The sequence below is a fragment of the Alcaligenes sp. Marseille-Q7550 genome (assembly GCF_965112015.1).
In genome coordinates, this window is record NZ_CBCOPU010000002.1 from 731,231 (window position 1) to 751,814 (window position 20,584).

General features: G+C 62.2%; 19 protein-coding genes and 1 pseudogene. 11 read left to right on the top strand and 9 right to left on the bottom strand.

Going from position 1 to position 20,584, the window contains the following annotated elements; all coding sequences use genetic code 11:
- Window positions 1-5 precede the first annotated feature (5 nt).
- The 4 genes from ACWPWO_RS12815 to ACWPWO_RS12830 form a co-directional block, all read right to left on the bottom strand.
- Window positions 6-938 (bottom strand): LysR family transcriptional regulator, encoded by a 933-nt coding sequence (locus ACWPWO_RS12815; RefSeq protein WP_394061459.1) that lies wholly within the window; start codon window positions 936-938, stop codon window positions 6-8.
- A gap of 302 nt (window positions 939-1,240) precedes the next feature.
- A complete protein-coding gene (locus tag ACWPWO_RS12820) occupies window positions 1,241-1,708 on the bottom strand; it encodes a nuclear transport factor 2 family protein (RefSeq protein ID WP_454006903.1) in 468 nt (155 codons plus the stop codon).
- Window positions 1,709-1,774: 66 nt separating this feature from the next.
- Window positions 1,775-2,266, bottom strand: coding sequence for an MgtC/SapB family protein (locus ACWPWO_RS12825; protein WP_394061463.1), 492 nt, complete (start codon window positions 2,264-2,266; stop codon window positions 1,775-1,777).
- A 105-nt stretch (window positions 2,267-2,371) separates the two neighbouring features.
- A complete protein-coding gene (locus tag ACWPWO_RS12830) occupies window positions 2,372-3,301 on the bottom strand; it encodes a LysR substrate-binding domain-containing protein (RefSeq protein ID WP_454006904.1) in 930 nt (309 codons plus the stop codon).
- 98 nt (window positions 3,302-3,399) lie between these two features.
- Between ACWPWO_RS12830 and ACWPWO_RS12835 the strand changes: the two genes are divergently transcribed.
- Both ACWPWO_RS12835 and ACWPWO_RS12840 read left to right on the top strand, forming a co-directional pair.
- Window positions 3,400-4,101: a pirin family protein gene (locus ACWPWO_RS12835; RefSeq protein WP_454006905.1), complete on the top strand. Its 702-nt coding sequence runs from the start codon at window positions 3,400-3,402 to the stop codon at window positions 4,099-4,101.
- Window positions 4,102-4,246: 145 nt separating this feature from the next.
- A complete protein-coding gene (locus ACWPWO_RS12840) occupies window positions 4,247-5,104 on the top strand; it encodes a hypothetical protein (protein WP_394061469.1) in 858 nt (285 codons plus the stop codon).
- On the opposite strand, the gene ACWPWO_RS12845 is transcribed toward ACWPWO_RS12840, so the two are convergent.
- Window positions 5,023-5,958, bottom strand: coding sequence for a rhodanese-like domain-containing protein (locus tag ACWPWO_RS12845; protein ID WP_454006906.1), 936 nt, complete (start codon window positions 5,956-5,958; stop codon window positions 5,023-5,025). The two genes, ACWPWO_RS12840 and ACWPWO_RS12845, sit on opposite strands and share 82 nt — an antisense overlap.
- 234 nt (window positions 5,959-6,192) lie before the next feature.
- On the opposite strand from ACWPWO_RS12845, the gene ACWPWO_RS12850 reads away from it, so the two are divergent.
- From ACWPWO_RS12850 to ACWPWO_RS12865, 4 genes are all read left to right on the top strand, one after another.
- The gene (locus ACWPWO_RS12850; protein ID WP_454006907.1) at window positions 6,193-6,849 is read left to right on the top strand and encodes a TetR/AcrR family transcriptional regulator; all 657 of its coding nucleotides are present in this window, start codon (window positions 6,193-6,195) and stop codon (window positions 6,847-6,849) included.
- A 485-nt stretch (window positions 6,850-7,334) separates the two neighbouring features.
- Complete coding sequence (locus tag ACWPWO_RS12855; RefSeq protein ID WP_454006908.1) at window positions 7,335-8,483, top strand: diguanylate cyclase domain-containing protein; 1,149 nt, start codon at window positions 7,335-7,337, stop codon at window positions 8,481-8,483.
- A 126-nt stretch (window positions 8,484-8,609) separates the two neighbouring features.
- On the top strand, window positions 8,610-10,019 hold the full coding sequence (gene iaaH, locus ACWPWO_RS12860) for an indoleacetamide hydrolase (protein WP_454006909.1): 1,410 nt from the start codon (window positions 8,610-8,612) through the stop codon (window positions 10,017-10,019).
- A 134-nt stretch (window positions 10,020-10,153) separates the two neighbouring features.
- Window positions 10,154-10,549, top strand: coding sequence for a GNAT family N-acetyltransferase (locus tag ACWPWO_RS12865; protein WP_454006910.1), 396 nt, complete (start codon window positions 10,154-10,156; stop codon window positions 10,547-10,549).
- 292 nt (window positions 10,550-10,841) lie between these two features.
- Here ACWPWO_RS12865 and ACWPWO_RS12870 read toward each other — a convergent pair whose 3' ends face one another.
- From ACWPWO_RS12870 to ACWPWO_RS12885, 4 genes and pseudogenes are all read right to left on the bottom strand, one after another.
- Window positions 10,842-11,462, bottom strand: a complete 621-nt coding sequence (locus tag ACWPWO_RS12870) for a methyltransferase domain-containing protein (RefSeq protein WP_454006911.1) — start codon at window positions 11,460-11,462, stop codon at window positions 10,842-10,844.
- 331 nt (window positions 11,463-11,793) lie between these two features.
- Complete coding sequence (locus ACWPWO_RS12875; RefSeq protein ID WP_454006912.1) at window positions 11,794-15,132, bottom strand: autotransporter outer membrane beta-barrel domain-containing protein; 3,339 nt, start codon at window positions 15,130-15,132, stop codon at window positions 11,794-11,796.
- A gap of 657 nt (window positions 15,133-15,789) precedes the next feature.
- Complete coding sequence (locus ACWPWO_RS12880; RefSeq protein ID WP_454006913.1) at window positions 15,790-16,134, bottom strand: autotransporter outer membrane beta-barrel domain-containing protein; 345 nt, start codon at window positions 16,132-16,134, stop codon at window positions 15,790-15,792.
- Window positions 16,135-16,265: 131 nt separating this feature from the next.
- Window positions 16,266-16,564 (bottom strand): annotated as a pseudogene (locus ACWPWO_RS12885) (MaoC family dehydratase); the annotation flags it as partial.
- Between ACWPWO_RS12885 and ACWPWO_RS12890 the strand changes: the two are divergent.
- The 5 genes from ACWPWO_RS12890 (at window position 16,563) to pyrF (ending at window position 20,502) form a co-directional block, all read left to right on the top strand.
- Complete coding sequence (locus ACWPWO_RS12890; protein WP_454006914.1) at window positions 16,563-16,781, top strand: hypothetical protein; 219 nt, start codon at window positions 16,563-16,565, stop codon at window positions 16,779-16,781. The pseudogene ACWPWO_RS12885 and the gene ACWPWO_RS12890 sit on opposite strands and share 2 nt — an antisense overlap.
- A gap of 390 nt (window positions 16,782-17,171) precedes the next feature.
- A complete protein-coding gene (locus ACWPWO_RS12895) occupies window positions 17,172-17,459 on the top strand; it encodes a co-chaperone GroES (RefSeq protein ID WP_454006915.1) in 288 nt (95 codons plus the stop codon).
- A gap of 34 nt (window positions 17,460-17,493) precedes the next feature.
- Window positions 17,494-19,140: a chaperonin GroEL gene (groL, locus tag ACWPWO_RS12900; protein WP_454006916.1), complete on the top strand. Its 1,647-nt coding sequence runs from the start codon at window positions 17,494-17,496 to the stop codon at window positions 19,138-19,140.
- Window positions 19,141-19,295: 155 nt separating this feature from the next.
- Window positions 19,296-19,679, top strand: coding sequence for a diacylglycerol kinase (locus ACWPWO_RS12905; protein ID WP_394061497.1), 384 nt, complete (start codon window positions 19,296-19,298; stop codon window positions 19,677-19,679).
- Between the two features lie 4 nt (window positions 19,680-19,683).
- Window positions 19,684-20,502 (top strand): orotidine-5'-phosphate decarboxylase, encoded by an 819-nt coding sequence (gene pyrF / locus ACWPWO_RS12910; protein WP_454006917.1) that lies wholly within the window; start codon window positions 19,684-19,686, stop codon window positions 20,500-20,502.
- The last annotated feature ends 82 nt before the right edge of the window (window positions 20,503-20,584 follow it).

The window sequence follows — 20,584 nt, forward strand, 5'->3', positions numbered from 1 at the left end:
CTTGCCTACCGGTCCCGATGCTCCAGCAACTGTTCGCGCAGCCAGTCCAGCAGCCGGGCCTCGCGGCTGTCGGGCAGGAATTCCTGGGACGTCAGCAGACTGTAGCGCGAGCCGTCTTCGATAAAGCCCGCCGGCGCCACCAGCAGGCCATTGCGCAGATCGTCGTTGACCAGGTGGCGGGCGCCGATGGCCACGCCGTGCCCGGCCGCCGCCGCCTGCAGGCTGAAATAGAAATGCTCGAAGACCTGCTGCGGGCCGGGCCCGGCCTTCTGTCCGGTCAGGGTGAACCAGTCGTCCCAGGCGTGCGGCCGGCTCTGGGTGGCCAGGCGCGGCGCGTCAGGACGCAGGCGCAACTGCCCGCCGTGACGCTCGAAATATACGTCCACTTTCTCCGGACTGCAGACCAGGCCGATCTCCTCGGCGAACAGATCGCTCATGTGCGCGTGGTCCGGGCATTCGAAGTCCTGGCGCCGCAAGGCCAGGTCTATCCCGCTGGCGAAACTGAAGGCGCCGCCGCCCGCCACCAGCAGGACCTGGTCGCCGGGGTAGCGGCGCTGGAAATCGGGCCAGCGCGGCAGCAGCCAGCGCATCAGCAAGGTGGGCTCGCAAGACAGCACCAGGGGCAGCGCCTGTTCGTCGCGGATGATGTCGCGGCCGGCCTGATCGATCAGGCCCAGTCCCTGCTGCACCGCTTTTTGCAGGCGTCGCCCCGCCTGGGTCAGGAACACGCGCCGGTTGCGCCGCTCGAACAGGCTCAGGCCCAGCTCCTCTTCCAGGCCGCGTATGGCCCGGCTGACGGCGCCGTGGGTCAGGTTGAAGCGGTTGGCGGCCAGGCTGAAGCTCTCCAACTGGGCGGCCTGCTCGAAATAGCGCAAAGCCATCAGCGAGCCGGGCTTGAAACCTTTGAAACGTTCTTTCTTGGGGGGCGAGTTGTCCATGCGTCTCCTGCATTGTCGAAGGGGCCGTCCCGGCTTTCCAGCCGGGGCGGCGCGGCTGCTGCGATATTACGCCCCTTCGCCCGCCTCAGCGCGCCATCGGCGCCAGAGCGCCCGCAGTCCGTCCACATCGGCGCCGCACAAGGCCGGTATGTTTTGCTCAAGGCGCTCCAGGGGCCAGTCCCATCAGCGCATCCGCAGCAGGCGCTCGACCTGCGTGGCGGGAATGTGGCTCATGCGAGGACCGCAGAAGCGAGGAAAACCAGCGCGCGCCCTTGCGCCGGAGCCCCGCAGACAGGCCGCGTCTACAGCCCCAGGTCCGTCAGGCCGGGATGGTCGTCCGGGCGGCGTCCCAGCGGCCAGTGGAATTTACGCTCGGATTCGGTGATGGCCAGGTCGTTGATGCTGGCATGGCGCACCGCCATGTAGCCCTGGTCGTCGAATTCCCAGTTCTCGTTGCCGTAGCTGCGCCACCATTGACCTTGCGCATCGTGCCATTCGTAGGCGAAACGCACGGCGATGCGATTGCCGTGCCAGCCCCAGATTTCCTTGATCAGGCGGCTGTCCAGCTCCTCCTGCCATTTGCGCTCCAGGAAAGCCTGCACCTGCTCGCGTCCACGTAGAAACTCGCTGCGATTGCGCCAGCGCGTGTCCAGCGTGTAGGCCTGCGCCACCCGGGCCGGATCCCGGGTGTTCCACGCGTCTTCCGCGGCGCGCACCTTCTGCTTTGCGGTCTCCAGGCTGAAAGGCGGCAATGGGGGACGGCTTTCCATGACGATCTCCTTGAAAATAGGTGAAGGACAAGTCAGTCTACGTGGAAACCGCTCTTCAGCCGACCTTCACCCTTTGGCTTGCTCCCGCTTGCGCTCCCAGCGCCCCAGGCCCGCCAGCACGAGCCAGGCGAACACGGCGCTGAGCACGGCGGTCGCTTCGCGGCCCATGCCGGCGGCCACGCCGATGGCGGCGGTCAGCCAGATGCCCGCCGCCGTCGTCAGGCCGCGCACCTGCTGCTCGTCGCTGGATTTCAGGATCGCCCCGGCGCACAGAAAGCCGATGCCCTGGATCACGCCCTGAAGCACGCGGCTCATATCCTGGATTTCCATGCCGCCCTGGGCGGGCACCAGGACGAACAGGGCCGCGCCCAGCGCCACCAGCATATGCGTGCGCAGGCCTGCATCCTTGCCGCTGCGTTCGCGCTCCCACCCCAGCAGGGCGCCCAGCAGCATGGCCAGGCTGAGCCGCAGGATGATGCGCAACACTTCACCCGCATTGGGAATGTCGCCGAACTCGGACACCAGCGTGCCCCACAACTGCGCTCCGATGGATTCCATCTTGCTTCTCCGTTTGGCGGGCAGGCTGCGCCTGCCTTCCGGGCAGAATCTATCCAATCCGGGGCTAGCGGTAAACGCACATTGCGTGACTTGCGTATCAAGCCGTTAAACTGCCTCCCCAGGCACGGCGCTGGCCCAGGGCGCCCGTTCGAACTGCTTGACCAGGAACTCGATGAAGGCCTGCACCCGGGCCGGGCGGGCGCGGCCCGGAGGCGTGACGATATGCAGCGCGATGGGCGGCACCTGCCAGTCCGGCAGGACCTGCTCCAGCCGGCCTTGCCGCAATGGCTCCCAGACCAGGAATTCGGGCTGCACCGCCAGGCCCAGCCCGGCCAGCAGCGGCGGCATCAGGGCTTCGGCATTGTTCACCTGCAGCACGCAGGGCACATCCTGGGCAAAACGTTGCGCATCGCGCTGAAAATGCCAGACACTGCCGCGACGCTCGTAGGCATAGCGCAGGCTGTGATGGCCGGCCAGCTCGCTCGGGTGGGACGGCCTGCCCTGCCGGTCAAGGTAAGCGGGGGAAGCCACCAGCAGCAGCCGCACGCCGCACAGGCTGCGGGCCAGCAGGCTGGAATCGGCCAGCGAGGATATGCGCAGGGCCAGGTCGAAGCCCTGCTCGACGATGTCCACCTGGGCGTCATTGAAATGCAGGTCCAGCAATACGCCCGGATGCGCCTGCATGAAGGCCGGCAGCACCGGCGCCAAGTGGGAAATGCCGAAGGACATGGGCGCGGCCACCTTGATGCGCCCCTGCAACTGCGCCACTTGTTCGCGGGCCAGCGCCTCCACGGCCTGTCCTGCCGCCAGAATGTCCTGGGCGCGCTCCAGGCTGGCCTGGCCGGTGGCCGTCAGGGACAGGCGCCGCGAGGTGCGATGGAACAGCGACACCTGCAACTGCTTCTCCAGCCGGGCGATGGCCTTGGACACGGTGGGCTGGGACAGGCCCAGCGCCTGGGCTGCCTGGGCGAAGGAGCCCGTTTCGGCCACGGAGGCGAAGATGGCCCAGGCTTCCAGATCAGGAAGGTTGCTCATGAAAAATATGGAATAAATAACATTCCATTCATTCTATTTCATTCACAAGGCGAGCGGCATAAGATGATCCCATCGTGTGAATTTCAAAGGACATCACCATGATCGAACGCAGGCCTTTTGCCGAGCTGGGCGGTGCCAACCATGGTTGGCTGGACGCCAAGCACCACTTTTCCTTCGCCAACTACTACGACCCTCAACGCATGGAGTGGGGCGCGCTGCGAGTCTGGAATGACGACACCATCGCGGCCGGCACGGGGTTTCCGCCCCATGGCCACGCCGATATGGAGATCATCACCTACGTGCGCGAAGGCGCCATCACCCACCAGGACAGCCTGGGCAACAAGGGCCGCACCGAGGCGGGCGATGTGCAAGTCATGAGCGCCGGCACCGGCATCCGCCATGCCGAATACAACCTGGAGCCCGTCACCACGCGCATCTTCCAGATCTGGATCCAGCCCGACCGCCGCGGCGAATCGCCTTCCTGGGGCTCCAAGCCCTTCCCCAAAGGCGATCGCGCCGGCCAGTTCGTCACCCTGGCCAGCGGCTTCGAGCAGGACGGCGACGCCCTGCCCATCCGCACCCAGGCCCGCGTGCTGGGCGCAACCCTGAAGCAGGGCCAGAGCACCGAGCTGGAACTGCCCGAACGCCACCTGGCTTATCTGGTGCCCGCCAAAGGCCGGGTCAGCATCAACGGCGTGGAGCTGGAGGCCCGCGACGGCGCCGCCATCCGCGACGAGCGCAAGCTGACCATCACCGCGCTGGACGAAGCCGAACTGGTGCTGGTGCAGACGGCGCGTTAAAGACCGGCAAGCTGGAAAAGAAAACGGCAGAGCGTGATGCTCTGCCGTTTTTTTGTCGTCGAACATCAAACGCTCTTTGAAGCTGGACAGATTGTTCTCAGTTATCCACTGACACGGGCAGGCTTTATCTAGAATGAAAAGAAAAATGGCCCTGACAAGTCAGGGCCATATCGTACCTAGCATCGTCACCGGCACAATGTCCGGGAGAGGAATCAATCTAGGGCAGCAGAAGCAGTATAGCGACGACAGACTTTTTTTGAAAGCCGTAGACATGGAATGGACACTGCTGGAACGACACTTCTCAGTCCCAAGGCTAAGCCGCTACAAGGCTGCCCGCAAAGGCAATGTTCAATTGGCCGCTTTCGACTATCTTCAAAACATATTGCTGGCCGAATCCTTGCTGCCCATGCTCAACACGCTTGAAATCGCACTACGAAACGGCGTGCACGCCCAATTGGCAAACAGCCATGGTCGAGCAGACTGGTGGGGGCACTGGGCCGATGATGGGGGATACATCTGGCAACTATCCGAAATCAGAAAGGCGCGCGCCAAAGTCATCCACCGGCAGGAGACGCCAACTCCTGACAAAATTCTTGCAGAACTGCACCTGGGATTCTGGTGTTCTCTTTTCAATGCTCGGCATCAGCATCATCTCTGGAAGGATCTACGTCTGGTATTCCCACACTGCCCCAAACCTTTGCGTCAACGCCGCACTATTTCCAATGCTTTGGGGCAGGTGCGCCTGCTGCGGAATCGCGTATTCCATCATGAACCTTTACTATGGATGCAGCCAGAGTTGATCAAGCAACATGCCATCGGGATAAAGCTCATCGATTGGCTTGACCCGGCTCTGCGCTCGTGGCTGGCTGGACATGATCGCCTGCCATCCCTCTGGGCTGCCAGGACTGCACAGGAGCTCATTCAGTCATCAGCCCCCTCCAGAGGATGCCCGGCCTGGACCCAGGCGTCTATGCCGCCGGACAGCGGGCGCACGCGGGTGTAGCCCAGGGATTTGAGGCGTTGGGCCACGCGCGCCGCCGACGCGTCGTTGGGGCAGGAACAGTAGACCACGACTTCGTGACCGTGTTCGGCCGCCACGCATCCCGGACCCTGCAGGTCCTTTTCATCCAGTGCGATCGCGCCGGGAATGCGCCCCTCGGCGCGATATAACTCGTTGCGCACGTCCAGAATCAGCGGCTGGGCGCCGGCCTGGATCAGCTCATACAGTTCATCCACGCTGATGCGCGCCAGTTTCAGGGTCTTCAGGAACACATGGCGCTGCCAGGCCTTGCGCGCCACGAACAGGGCCAAGGCCACGCCCAGGATCAACAAGCCCCAGCGGCCCAGGGCCTCCAGGGTCTCCAGCAGCTCGCCGATGGCCGAGCTGAACAGGCTGCCCAGCAGCAAGGCCGGCCCCGCCCAGATGGCCGCGCCCAGCATGTCGAACCACACGAAGCGGCGCATGCTGGTGCCCAGGGCGCCCGCCATGGCGCTGGCGACCGAGGCGAAGCCGGGAATGAACTTGGCGACCAGCAAGGAGCGGGCGCCCCAGCGCAGGTAGACGGCTTCGGTCTGACGCACGCAGGAATCCGGCGACAAGGAAATACGGCACATGGTCGCCATGACGCGCCGCCCATAGCGGCGCCCCGCATAGAACCAGAGGATATCGGCGATCAGGGCGCCCAGCACGGCCAGGGCCAGCAGACCGGGCAGGGAAAACCGCCCGCCCTGGGCCAGCGCACTGGTCACGACCAGGGTCGGGTAAGCGGGGATGGGCGCCCCCATCTGTTCGATCAGCACATTGAGAAACACCAGCCCCAAGCCATGCTGTTCGATCACATTGACGAGCCACTGCATTGTTCGGATACCTGTCCAGCATCAGTTGAAGAGAATCAAGCCAGCATTGTCCCCCGCGCCCGTTCTACGGCCTAGTTTCGGCTCCACGCCTGTGGACGCTGCGCTACAGCCTCCCAGGGAAGACGTCCGGGACGGCTTCACTTTTTAATACGATACCGTATCATATGAAAAATAATGTGGTTCAGGGTCATCGCCCAGCCAGAAAAAGCCTCTTACTGCTCCCACGCCTCCCTCATGTCCGACACAGCCACGTCCGTCCGCAACGCCTCCGCGCCCGGCAAGGGCCGCCTGACCTATCGCGGCGCAGCCCGCCGGCAGCAGATCCTGGACGAAGCATGCACGCGCTTTCTGCAGGACGGCTATGCAGGCGTCAGCGTGGACGAGATCGTCAAGCAGGTCGGCGGTTCCAAGACCAATGTCTACCGGCAGGTCGGCGGCAAGCAGGGGCTGTTCCTGGCCGTGGTGCAGACCCTGTCCGCGCAATTCCTCCACGACCTGGACCAGATCGATCTGCGCGACCAGCCGCCGGAACAGGGCCTGAAGATCCTGGCTCACGCCCTGCTCAGCATTCTGCTGCAGGAACAGCACCTGGCTTTCCAGCGCCTGATCATCGCCGAGGCGGCGCGCTTCCCCGAAATGGGGCGAACGTGGCTGGAAAGCGGCCCGCAGCAGTCCCGCCGTATCATCGCCCGCTACCTGCAAAGCCAGCAGACGCAAGGTCGGATACGGCCCATGGATCCCTTGCGCGCCGCGTTGTTCTTCCATGACATGATCACCTTCAACCCGGTCCACCTGGCCATGCTGGACATGGGCTACGGCCCCAGCGAACTGAACCGCTTCATCGAGGATGCCGTCAGCGCCTTTCTGCACGGCCACCAGGCGCGCCCCTGAACGCCGCCCGCCAAAAAACTGGGTTCTTCGAGGAGTTCTGGGGATTCCTCCGTGTTTGACGAGCCGTTTGGGCCAAGCGGAAAGAACCTCGGGTTCTCGCGAGGCGGGCCGGGGCGGGTCGGATGGCTTGCCGCAGGCGGGGCGCGGGGACGGGAGCTAAGCGTCGTTCTGTTCGACGGCGGCGCTTGTTGCTCGCCTGGGAGGCGAGCAACCCGCCGGAGTTAACGACGCGCCCGGCCAGGGCGCGCGCCGGCCCGACCGGCTCGACCGGCGCGCCGCGCCGGCAAGCCATCAGCGCCGTCCGATCTTCCTGCGCCTTGAACGGCGTCTTCAAAAAACCAGTTTGGCATCGACTTGGCAATTCAGTCCCCGGAATTCTTCGAAGAACCAAAAATTGGCCCTGATTCATCGGCTGCGCCAGACACTCTTGTTACAATTGGTTTACCCCAACGACAGCGGCCGGCTCTCCGGCCCTTGGCCAAACAGTGAATCCAACCGCCGATCAGTACTTCGTCTTGATCGTCCCCGCCTGCTCGGCACTGCTGGGCATGGCCATGATCTACTGCTGGAACCTCCTGCGCGAACACCGCTACCTGCTCTGGATCGCCGCCGGCTACCTGATCACGACCGTCCCCTTGAGCGTGCACAGCCTGATGAACAACCAGCAATTGGCGAGCTGGTCCGTATTGATGTCGGCGCTGTACATGGGCGGGGTCTGGAGCATGGCGCATGGCGTGGCGCTGCGCTTCGGAGGCCGAATGAACGCATGGGCCGCGGCCCTGGTCATCGCAGCGACGCTGGGGCTGCTGTTCTATTTCTCGCATATCGACGACCAGCTCTGGATGCGCATGGACTGCCTGAACGTCGGGCTCGCCCTGCTGGTCGCCCTGCCGGCCCGCGCCGTGCTGTTCGGGCACCGTCCGCGCATACCCCTGGCCAGGATGCTGCGTGTGTCCTACGTGATCGTGCTGGCCTACGCCGTGATCCGCATATTCGTGCTGGCCGCCCTCATGCCCCAGGATCCGCAGGTCGAGCTGACCCGCTCGGGCTTCTGGCTGCTGATGCTGGCCGCGAACATGATCATCAACATCTGGCTGGCCCTGGTGATCCTGGCGAGCACCGCCCTGTCCATCGTGCAGGTCCTGGACCAGGAACGCAGCCGCGATCCGCTGACCCGGCTGCTCAACCGCCGCGCTTTTTTCGAACAGGCGCGCAAGCGCATGCAAGAAGAAGGCGCACAAGGCTGGGCCGTGCTGATCTGCGACATCGATCATTTCAAGACCATCAACGACACCTTGGGCCACGCCGCAGGCGATCAGGCGCTGCAGGAAGTCAGCGCCCTGCTGGCGCGCCAGGCCCGGCAGGAAGACCTGGTCGCCCGCTTCGGCGGGGAGGAGTTCGTGCTGCTGCTTCGCTGCCCCGACCTGCCGACGGCGCGCCAGGCCGCCGAACGGCTGCGCACCTGCCTGATGGACTTGCGCATCGCCGGCCTGCCCGACGCCCTGACCGCCAGTTTCGGCCTGACTCTGCTGACGGCGGACGGCGACCTGGACACCGCCATCCACCAGGCCGACGCCCTGCTTTATCAGGCCAAGCACGCCGGCCGCAATCAGGTTGCCTGGGCTCAGGCCTGAGCCCGTCATCCCCACTCCTGTGGATGCCCGCCAGCGTATTTTTCCTATATCGTCAGATTCGCAGGCGGGCGCATCAGCCGGCCCCGAAACAACATGAGGCTGCGTATGCAGTCAACAGGAGACTCCATGACATTGACGCAGATGACCGCTACCGAACTGCTGGACGGCCTGGAGCAAGGCCGGTTCAGCGCCCTGGAACTGGCTGATGCGCTACTGGCGCAATCCGAAAAAATGAAATCGCTGGGCGGCCTGTCCCATCTGGACGCGGATCTCTTCCGCCGCCAGGCGACCGAATCGGACCGGCGGCGCTCGCTCGGCCGGACGCTGCCGCTGGACGGCATACCGCTGGCGCTCAAGGACAATATCAATACCTGCGACATGCCCACCACATCCGGCACCGGCGCGCTGCATAACCGGGTGCCGCCCTGCGACGCCGAGGTCGTGAGCCGGCTGCGCGCGGCCGGCGCGGTGCTGCCCGCCAAAGCGGTCATGCACGAGCTGGCCTTTGGCATCACATCCAACAACGCCACCACGGGCCCGGCCCGCAACCCCTATGATCCCGCACGCATCCCGGGCGGATCGTCGGGCGGCACGGCGACGGTGGTCGCCGCCCGGCAGTTCCCGGCCGGGATAGGCACCGACACCGGAGCCTCGGTGCGCCTGCCCGCCGCGCTGTGCGGGCTGTACGGCTTTCGCCCTAGCGTGGGCCGGTACCCGGGCCGAGGCATCATTCCCCTGTCCCGTACCCGCGACACGGCCGGCCCCATGGCGCGCAGCCTGGCGGACATTGCCTTGCTTGACGCCGTCATGTCCGGTCAACGACTGCCGCCTGCCGAGACTCCAAAGCCCAGCGAGCTGCGTCTGGGCGTGCCGCGCTCGACCTTTTGGCAAAACCTGGAGAGCGGCGTCGCCGATGCGGCCGAGCGGGTTCTGAACGAATTGCAAGGCGCGGGGATCACGCTGGTGGAGGTGGACCTTGCCCCCCTCCTGGAAATCAACAGGCGCGTGGGCATGCCCGTCGCACAATACGAGACCCTGCAAGGGCTGCCCGCCTACCTGGCGGAGAACGGCTACGACATCAGCCTGGAGGACCTCATCCAAGGCATCAACAGTCCCGACGTGAAAGCGCTTTTCCACGCCATGATCAGCAGCGAACACGCCGTCAGCGAATCGACCTACCAGGAAGCCTTGCAGGTGCACAGGCCCTTGATGCAGCGAGCCTATGCCGACCTGCTGCAACGCTTCCAGCTGGATGGGCTGGCCTTCCCGACCAGTCCGCTGACGGCGCGTCCCATCGGCGAGGACGAGACGGTCGAGCTGAACGGACGGCGCATACCCACCTTTCCGGCCTACATCGCCCACACGGATCTGGGCTCCAACCTGGGCGCCCCAGGCATTTCCCTGCCCATCGGCCTGGCGTCGGGCCTGCCGGTCGGGCTGGAAATCGAAGCCGGCATCGGGGCGGACGAACACCTGCTGGCACTGTGCCGCGCACTGGATCCCTTGCTGACGCCCACCCCTGCGCCCGTCTGCTGAAGGGATCAGGCATCCAGGCGCCGGCGCGCCAGCCCGGCCGCCCGCCCGGCCCGGCTGGCGCAGCCGCACTTGGCCAGAAGGCGTCCCCGATGCGTACGCACGGTGGCGAAACCGATACCAGCCATGGAGCCAGTATGACTTTGATCCAACTCAATCGCGCTACCCGCGCCGACGCCCCCGAGCTGATCGCCGCAAATCGTGCGAACCAGGAATACCACTTGCCGTGGCTCACATCCTCTATCGGATACTACGGAATGTCGAACTTTAGCCGAAAGGGGCTCATGACCGAAGCATTGCGAGCTGCCGTCGACCATGCTTTTGATGACCTTGGACTGCACCGCCTTGAAGCAAACATACAACCCGACAACCAAGCATCGATAGCCCTGGTGCGCCGCCTGGGGTTTCAGAAAGAAGGCCACTCGCCGCGCTATCTACGCATCAACGGCGAATGGCGAGACCATGAGCGCTGGGCCCTGCTCGCCGATATGGCAGAGTGGCGCAGAACAAAACCCATCATGGGCAATCCATAGGGACTGCAACCGCAAGCGGGCCGCGAACGACTGGGGTTTTCTATTCGCAGTTCCATGGCTGAATCATGCTGATTCCGTGGCAACGCGGCCCTCTGTTTCTTCAGCCACTCGAGCAGCCAGTAGGCGGGCCAGCCTGCTCGTCCATCGTGCCCGCTGCCGATCACCACTGAGTCTTGAACCAGTTGGCCGTTCAGCTTCGAACTTTCCGCACTTCCCACCGTTTAGTTTTGAACTTTCCAAACTGACCTGTACTAGCGCCAAGATTGCAGGTCTGGACGACTGCTTTCGACCCTTAGCGGCCCTCGGAAGCCTTTCTGGCAAGCCAGACCGTTGCTCCCCCACACATAGAATCATTCTCTATGTGCCGGATCACCTCGAAGCCATTGGACAGCAACGTTTCTTCATATTCGGCGCGATCCAAACTCCCGTGATACAGAGCTTGCCCTTCAAAGGTGCCTATGGCTTCGCCATGCGTCGTACCACTGGTGAATAGCAGCGCAGCACCTGGAAGGGCGAGGCGACCGAAGGTGGCGAACATCGGGCGCTGATCTTCTGGCGTGAGATGAAAGAGGCTGTGCCATGCAACAATGCCGCGAAACCTGCCCATTGGAGGTAGATTGCGCATGTCAGCAGTTATCCATACATGATCGGGAAAGTTTTTCCTTGCCAATTCGATCAACGCAATGGCGCCGTCCACTCCACTGATGCGGCAACCCTTTCCAATCAAGTAGCCCGCGATTGGCTCACCTGATCCACAACCGATGTCAAGAACGTCCGGGCTGTCGTACGGTATGTTGCAGAGGAAGGCGTCCAACCAATCTCGCTCGACCAACTCGCTTCCACGCAACTTGACCCACCGGGCAGCGTTTTTTTGGTAAAGATCGATGACGTTATCGGCGAAAACTGAAGGCATAGCGCTTCCCTCCACGGGCAAACTCTGAACATATCTTTTGATGGTAGGTATGTCTGCAATATGGCCGTTTGCGGTCAGTCAGGCTCAGTAAATGTATCCGTCCTGCGAACACAGCTTGAGCGCTGCATGCTATAGATGGTACGTAGTAAAGCTTCAGGGCCCGGCGGACCGGAGGGTCGCATAAATAATACAAATGAAGGGGCTGACTATGCCAAGGTCAAAGGCACTGCGTCAGGCTTCGTTCCTGGCCATCGGCCACATGCCATCACCAATCCTGCACATGGCCTTAACGCGATCGCCCTACGTCCACGAAATGCCTCAAGCATTGCCCCTAAAACGCCCAGCGCAGATTCACCTGTCCCTGCAGCGACGAGTACCCGCTCCCCAGCTGTGAACTTAGGTCGGCACCGATAGACAGGTGCTCGCTGCGATGCCATGTAAGACCCGCCCCCAGGCCCATCGTGTCGCGGGGCAACACTCTATTGCGGGTATCAAACGCCGTATCCGTGGGAGCAATCGCGAAACGCGCCGCCTGGGTCAGGTCGCGATCCAGCCATTCGTGATTCCAGCTGATGTTGGAATGCATGGCCAAGGTGCTGCCATCGCCCAGTGAACGATTCCATGACGCCGCCAGGCCCAGGCTGGACCGCAAAGCATCTAGGCGCTTGCTGTCCAGGTGAAGGCGTGTTGCCGCATTGCCCGACTCGTCGATCGAGGGCCGTGACACCAAGGCATAGTTCATGCCGGCAAATGGCCCCGCTGAAAACGACGAGTTCAATCGCCAAAGGTAGCCTGTGCCCGCATCAATCGACACACTGTGACCCGTCCAGTCAAACGAGTGCGTCGCCTGGTAATTACCGATGGCAATCTGCCGGCGCATATCGGCCTGCTCAAGGCCCAGGCGCAGGCCGCTGGAAGCAAAAAAACCGTGCCTTGCGCCCGGACGGTACTGAAGATGGGCACCAATACCGAACGCGGTGGCTTTGCTCTTGCCCGGGTAAGGGGCATCCATCCTGACCGACTGGTCTGAAATATCAAGGTGGGCGCCAACCGCAAAGTCGGGTGCCGACGCCAGCCTGCGGCCGGTTCCAATGACCAGGCCATAGGTATTGGCGTCGTAGCCAACCATGGATCCACCTGCGTCCTGATCGGCGTCTGAGCCGAACGCCAGGGCGTAGCCTTGCCAGTCGGTGCCGGGCTGCTGCGTGCTCCCGCCCAGGCCCTGACGGGCCGTTTGCATGACCGTGCGCTCGCGCATCAGGGAAGCGGCCATCGCTGCACTGTAGTTGGCCGGTGAAACCTGGGTCAGGGCGTCAGGTATCTGTGAACCGTCGCCGGCCGAGAAATCAAGCTCCCGGAACAGCGCCTGCGCTTGTGCAGGCCCGACGGATGCCAGGTTGAACAAAGCGCGCCCGGCCTCGCGCTGGTTGGCGTTGCGACCATACTGGCTGTAGGCATTGTCGGCCCGCCTGGCAGACAGGCGATAGCGTTCATTGCCCAAGGGGGCAGCGCCAAACTGCAAGGTGGGCGATACGGATGTGATCCGAGGGGCGTCGAAGCTGCCGCTGTAGCTGGCTGCTGCCACAACCGAGCCTGTGTCTACCGACCAGGAATTTTGATACCAGTCGGCCAAAGGCGTCAGTTTCAGCGTGCCGGCCAGGTCCGCAGTACCACTGACGGCAAGCACGTCGTGTCCGCCTGTGCCGTCAAATTCGGCTACCAGGCGGCCCGTTGCCGTTTGTTGAAAGTCGCCATTCACGCTGATGCGCCCGATCGAGTTGCCGGGCGCCAAGGTGCCAGCGTTAATCAAGGCCGTACCGCTGGCCAGATCGAAGCTGGCATTGCCGCCCAATGTCGCGGCTTCGTGGATGGTGGCGCTGTGGACCTGCAAGGTACCGTTCAGCTGCGTTGTGCCGCCGTCAAATGACAGGGCCAGGTTGTCTTTGCCTGTGATGTTGCCGGCGTAGCTCAGGTGAAATGCTTCATCAGGCTGATCGACGCTGCGGCCCATATTGTCGGCAGCCTGGCCAAACGACAGGGTGGTCAGACGCAGCTGGTTACTGCCGTCGCGTTGCGCATAATGCGAAATAATATCGCCTTCTATCTGAGCGCCTTGCATCAGGTTGATGCGCCCGACATAGGCATTGTCAGAAATCAGGATGGCCGCCTCTTGGCCCGCAACCCGCCCGCTAATGTCGGCTTGTTGGACCATCGGGCCGTTCAGTTCCGGGAGCAGGGTTTGATTGACGCCATCGATGCTGCGTATATAGGAGCCACGACGCTCGGTATGGTTGCCCAGGGAATTGGTGCCAAAATCAAAACGCAGGCCTACACCTTGAGGGCCGGTAGCCTGGATGTCACCGCGATGAACCAGCTTGTGTCCACGGCCGTAGGCAAATTGAATGCCTTGCCCGTTCAAACCATCCGCGTAAATTTTTACGCCTGGATCGATGACAAGGGTGTTGTTCTCGCCATCGACCCGTATGCCTGCGCCGCCTGACCCCGCTGCCAGCAGGTCAGCGGCTTGCCGGATCTGGTTGTTGCTGCCGTAGATATGCAGGCCCAAACCTAGCGTGGACTGGTTGTACTGGCCTGGAAGATACTGTGTACCCGCAGCATTGCGCCCAAAGAAGCCTTGTGTATTTACCAGCTCAAGGCCATCGCCGTAGATCGAGCGCCCGAAGAAGTTTGCCCGGTCAATGGTGTAACCCATATCTTGCAGCACAGCCAGTTCAGCTTCCATGAAGCCTGAATAGTTACGGTAGCTCTGGTGGCTCATGACGCTGTTTCGAAGTTCGATATGGCTCATGAAGTTGTTGTCTATGTCACCTTCTTCACCCAGTATCTTTACGGGCACACCACGCAGACCACCGGCCAGGACTTGCTCGATATTTGCACCGACTAGAAAACCCTTGTCCTGGCGCAAGTCGAAGGCATCAGGCTCGTAGGAGGTGGCGCAGCCATTGCATAGAATTTTCTGGCCTGCGCGTGCTGGGTTGCCGTTGTCATCTCTGAGCAGCTGCGTCCAGCTGTTCAGTTGGCTTTCGAAGTACGGCTGTGTATCATTTAAGCCGCCCCTGTCTTCCACGCTGCTTGAAATGCCCAGTCCATGAGCAATTTCGTGGATGGTTGTCAGGAGCACGCTGTCTTTACCGCTAAAGGGTGTTTGCGTTAAGGCGGGGTTCAGCGCGTAGTCGTCTTGGCCCAGGCCAAAAAAGCCATGTCCGCCCAAGGGCAGCGTCCCTGTGGAAGGCGAGAGGCCGAAGATGTTTTGCTGCATTTGCGTTAATGCGCTTTGGCCGCCGTTTGCTTCGGGCGAGCCACCGTAGGCATTGCCCGGCATATTCACCGTGCCAATATTCACGATGGTCGCGGGATTGTTGCCCTGGGGCTGCAAAATCTCCGCCCAATAGCGCAGGCCATCAACAACCTGGTCTTTGTAAGCCTGATTGCCCTGCCAGCTCCAGAATGACGTTTCATCAGCGTCAAACGAGCCGTCGCCGATCTCGAAAAACCGCGCAACAAAAACGCTGCGCCCCGACGCATTTTCGACAAATCTGTCTTCCAGGGCGTAAGTAGACAGCGGAGCGATGACAAGCGCCAGCGCGGCGCACAGTTTTGTGAGTTTCATAGCAAAGCAGGTGGCGATTGCGCGGAATGTCGTGGGCACATAGTGCCGTCGTACCAGGAGCTATAACCGAGTTCGCCACGAACTATCCGTCATCTCAAACGAACGGGCTACGGCAATATGGATGTAGCAGATGCCGCCAACGGGCCCGCACCTGCGCCTTTAAAGATGGGGCACGCCGCTAATCAAACCGGCCTTTTTGCCCGGGACTCGGAAAGGGAATACTTTGGCAATAGTATAGGTTCTGTATGATTGTGTATCAATATGTATTCGGTCTGTGCAGGTGAGCATGTGCCTAAGGTCTGCCAGGGAGAGTACCGTGAACAAACCCATCTACGTTCGCGCGAACATTGGCAGCACCTGTTCAATCAGGACGTCCCTGCTTCTGAACTGTCTTCTTGCCGAGGGCGCTCACGTTGCCCCCCATGCAGCCAACATAAAACATGCGTTCAATCCCGAGGGTATCCGAGCCATGCAGGAATTGCGAGGCACGCAGACGTGGCGACCATCAAGATCTGCACCCATGTGCTTCAGGTGGGCGGCGGTGCAATAACAAGCCCCTTGGATTCGCTGCCCAAAGCTGAGGCGCGGTAAAGTGTTCACTGTTGAACTTCGGCTATCAGCCGTTACCAGACGTTAGCGGTCTACGGCCGAACCGCGGGCTGGAGGCCGGCGTGTACCGGCCGCTCCTGGACCGCGTCACCAGCGCATCCGAAAACCCATGTTTCCCGACAGCGAGCGGTTGCTGCCTACCTGGGCCAGGCTCGTACTTACCATTCCTTCGGCATAGAGCGAATACTTGTCCTTGCCCCAGTTGCAGGACACGCCCGCGCCGACGCCTGCCCACAGGCGATCGGGCCGCGAATTGAATTTCGTCCCCGCAACGTTCACCTGGCTGCCGTCGAGGAACTCGTAATACAGGTTGGCGATGCCGTAGACATGCGAACGGTTCATCCCGTTCTCGCCGCCCCGTGTCTCGCGGTCCAGCGTAACGCCCGATCGCTGGCCTGCATACCACTGGAAGACAAGAATGCCCGAGTTCAAAGCAGATCATTCGGTATGCTGAGGCTCTTCGACCGGGCCAGAACGTACACCTCGCCATGCTCATCAAGCAATGAACCTTCGAGGCTGATGACGTCGCCTTTGAGCTTTGGATTCGGTTCGACCGACACTATGCGCCATTCCATGCGTACAGTCTGCCCTGCCAAGACGGCTTTTCGAAACTGGAACTCGAACTCCAGACCAAGACCCGCCCCGCGCTCTGTCAAGAAGGTTGCCACCATACCCATCATCAACGCTGAATAATGCGTCCCGCTGACGATAAGCCCGCCGAATCTGGTTGTCTTGCAAACGCGTCATCGTGATGCAAAGGACTGTGGTCTCCGGCAAGGGTCGCAAACCGTCGCACTGAATCAACATCGAACGTAACGAGTTGCGATGTGGTTTCACCTACTTTATAGCTAGCATCTGGCATGAAATGGCTCCACGAATTATCTGGGTCCGCTGTGGCTCAACGATTAGAACAACGGCATGAGGTCGATTACGGTGCTTCTGCCGGAAGGGAATCCATGCAGCAAGGAAAGAAGCGCATCGACGTTTCCATTCAGGTTCGTATCCTGCGTGTGTCTGACGCACTTAATGAACTTCTGATCGATTTCCTCCAGACTCATTGGGTTCTTGGGATTGCCTAGAGCGCATACGAGCAAGAGCCCTTAGCCACGTTGAATCGTTCGCAAAGCCCTATTAAGTCAAGCCAGATATTCCTGAGTCGAGCCGAGGAGGAGATACGGTAAGCGGTACTGTCTTGATGAAGTCAAGACTTTACGGCCAGCGCCAGCTCCAGCGATGCCGGTTTGCAAGAGCTCAAGATTCAGTGGCGGAAGCCCAAACCCCACTGGCGTTTGACGGCAGGCGCAGCCCAGATTCGGCGCGGGCTGGACGAAAATGTAACAGACGCCTTCCCCTGCTCTTGAAATTACAGAACTCATCCCTATAATTAGCACTCGAAGGGGTTGAGTGCTAACGCGTCGCCCCCACTCGGACTGATACAACCAACTGTCATTTTTAACAGGAGTTTCTCCATGGCACTGCGTCCTTTGAACGATCGCGTGATCGTCAAGCGTCTGGACAACGAGCGCACCACCGCTTCCGGCATCGTTATCCCTGAAAGCGCCACCGAAAAACCCGATCAAGGCGAAATCCTGGCCGTCGGCCCCGGCAAGAAGTCCGAGGACGGCAAGGTTCTGCCCCTGGACCTGAAAGTTGGCGACAAAGTTCTGTTCGGCAAGTACTCCGGCCAAGCCGTGAAGATCGACGGCCAGGAACTGCTGGTGATCCGCGAAGAAGAAATCTGCGGCGTGATCGAATAAGTATCGCCCACGAGCACCCAAAAGGAGTCAAACCATGACCGCAAAACAAGGTTACTTCGGCGACGACGCACGCACCCGCATCGTTCGCGGCGTCAACATCCTGGCTAACGCCGTCAAGACCACCATGGGCCCCAAAGGCCGCAACGTGGTGCTGGACCGCTCCTTCGGCGCCCCCACCGTGACCAAGGACGGCGTGTCCGTGGCCAAGGAAATCGAACTGAAAGACAAGTTTGAGAACATCGGCGCCCAGCTCGTCAAGGAAGTCGCCTCCAAGACCTCCGACAACGCCGGCGACGGCACCACCACCGCCACCGTGCTGGCCCAGGCCATCGTCGAGGAAGGCCTGAAGTTCGTGGCCGCCGGCATCAACCCCATGGACCTGAAGCGCGGCATCGACAAGGCCGTGGTCGTGGCCGTGGACGAACTGCGCAAGCTGTCCCGTCCTTGCACCACCAGCAAGGAAATCGCCCAGGTCGGCTCCATCTCCGCCAACAGCGACCACTCCATCGGTGAAATCATCGCCAACGCCATGGACAAAGTGGGCAAGGAAGGCGTCATCACCGTTGAAGACGGCAAGTCCCTGGAAAACGAACTGGACGTGGTCGAAGGCATGCAGTTCGACCGCGGCTACCTGTCGCCCTACTTCATCAACAACCCCGACAAGCAAGTGGCTGTGCTGGACGATCCATTCGTCCTGATCTTCGACAAGAAGATCTCCAACATCCGCGACCTGCTGCCCGTGCTGGAGCAAGTCGCCAAGACCAGCCGCCCCCTGCTGATCGTGGCTGAAGACGTGGAAGGCGAAGCCCTGGCCACCCTGGTCGTGAACAACATCCGCGGCATCCTGAAGACCACCGCCGTCAAGGCCCCCGGCTTCGGCGACCGCCGCAAGGCCATGCTGGAAGACATCGCCATCCTGACCGGCGGCACCGTGATCTCCGAAGAGACCGGCATGTCCCTGGAAAAGGCCACCCTGGACGACCTGGGCCAGGCCAAGCGCATTGAAGTGGCCAAGGAAAACACCACGATCATCGACGGCGCAGGCGACGGCGCCAGCATCGAAGCCCGCGTCAAGCAGATCCGCGTGCAGATCGAAGAGTCCACGTCCGACTACGACCGCGAAAAACTGCAAGAGCGCGTGGCCAAGCTGGCCGGCGGTGTTGCCGTGATCCGCGTGGGCGCTGCCACCGAAGTCGAAATGAAGGAAAAGAAGGCCCGCGTCGAAGACGCCCTGCACGCCACCCGCGCTGCCGTTGAAGAAGGCATCGTTCCCGGCGGCGGCGTCGCTCTGATCCGCGCCCGCACCGCTGTTGCCGCCCTGAAAGGCGACAACACCGACCAGGACGCCGGCATCAAGCTGGTCCTGCGCGCCATCGAGGCTCCTCTGCGCACCATCGTCACCAACGCCGGCGAAGAAGCCAGCGTGGTCGTGAACGAAGTGGCCAACGGCTCCGGCACCTTCGGCTACAACGCCGCCACCGGCGAGTACGGCGACCTGGTCGAGCAAGGCGTCCTGGATCCCACCAAGGTGACCCGCACTGCCCTGCAGAACGCCGCCTCCATCGCCAGCCTGCTGCTGACGACCGAAGTGGCCGTGACCGAAATCGTGGAAGACAAGCCAGCTCCTGCCATGCCCGACATGGGCGGCATGGGCGGCATGGGTGGCATGGGCGGTTTCTAAGCCCCTGCCGACGCCCCGGCCGGGGCGGGAATTGATCACTCCCGCTCCAGCCGCCACGCAGCACGTCATGAAACCGGATGGAATTTTCCATCCGGTTTTTTTGCCCTCGCGAAACGCCTATAATCACGGCAGTCTCCCAACTTGGCTCTTTCTCCATGTCGGACTCCCCGTTCAAAAGCAAAGGCGGCCTGGGCCGCCTGACCGGCGCCCTGCGCTATTCCTTGCAAGGCCTTGCGGCCGCCGTGCGCCACGAAGCCGCCTTCCGCCAGGAACTGTTGCTGGCCGTGGCGCTGACGCCCGTAGCCTTCTGGCTGGGCCGCAGCCCGCTGGAGATCGCCGCGCTGCTGGCGACGGTGGTTTTCGTCCTGATCCTGGAACTGATCAACTCCGCGCTGGAAGCCGTGGCCGACGCCGTCACGCTGGAGCGCCACCCCCTGATCGGCCGGGCCAAGGACCTGGGCAGCGCCGCCGTGCTGCTGGCCCTGATATTCGCCGGCGCCGTCTGGCTCACCTTCCTGTACAGCCGTTTATCTTCCTGACCCCATGACATTCGTAGAAAAACTGAACCGCGCCTGGAGCGACAATCATTCCTTGCTGATGGTCGGCCTGGATCCCGACCCGCGTCGCATGCCGCGCGAACTGACCGGCAAGCCGGACGCCATCTTCGAATTCTGCAAGGCCATCGTCGACGCCACGGCCGATTACGCCTGCGGCATCAAGCCCCAGATCGCCTACTTCGCCGCCCAGGCCGCCGAAGACCAGCTCCAGGACCTGTGCGACTATGTGCGCCGTACCTACCCCAACCTGCCCATCGTCCTGGACGCCAAGCGGGGCGACATCGGCTCCACGGCGGAGCAGTACGCGCGCGAAGCCTTCGAGCGCTACCGGGCCGACGCCGTCACCGTCAATCCCTATATGGGCTTCGATTCTGTCGAACCTTATCTGGAGTACCAGAACAAAGGCGTGATCGTGCTGTGCCGCACCTCCAATCCGGGCGGCTCCGACCTGCAATTCATGGAACTGGCTGACGGCACGCCGCTGTACCTGCACGTGGCCGGCCTGGTGGCCGACAAATGGAACCAGAACGGCCAATGCGCCCTGGTGGTGGGCGCCACCTTCCCCGAGGAAATCCGCAAGGTGCGCGAACGCGTGGGCGACATGCCGCTGCTGATCCCCGGCATCGGCGCGCAAGGCGGCGATATCGTGGCGACCGTGGCCGCGGGCGCGGACTCCCGGGGAGCGGGCATGATGATCAACTCCTCGCGCGCCATCCTGTATGCCGGCCGCGACGACAACTGGCGCGACGCCGCCCAGGCCGCCGCGATCGCCACGCGCAACGCCATCAACGACGCGCGCGAATAAAAGCGACTGCAGGAGCGGCCGCAAAGGCGGCTGTCCACGCAGCCGTTGAAAAACCGGGCCCGGGCCCGGTTTTTTTATGCCA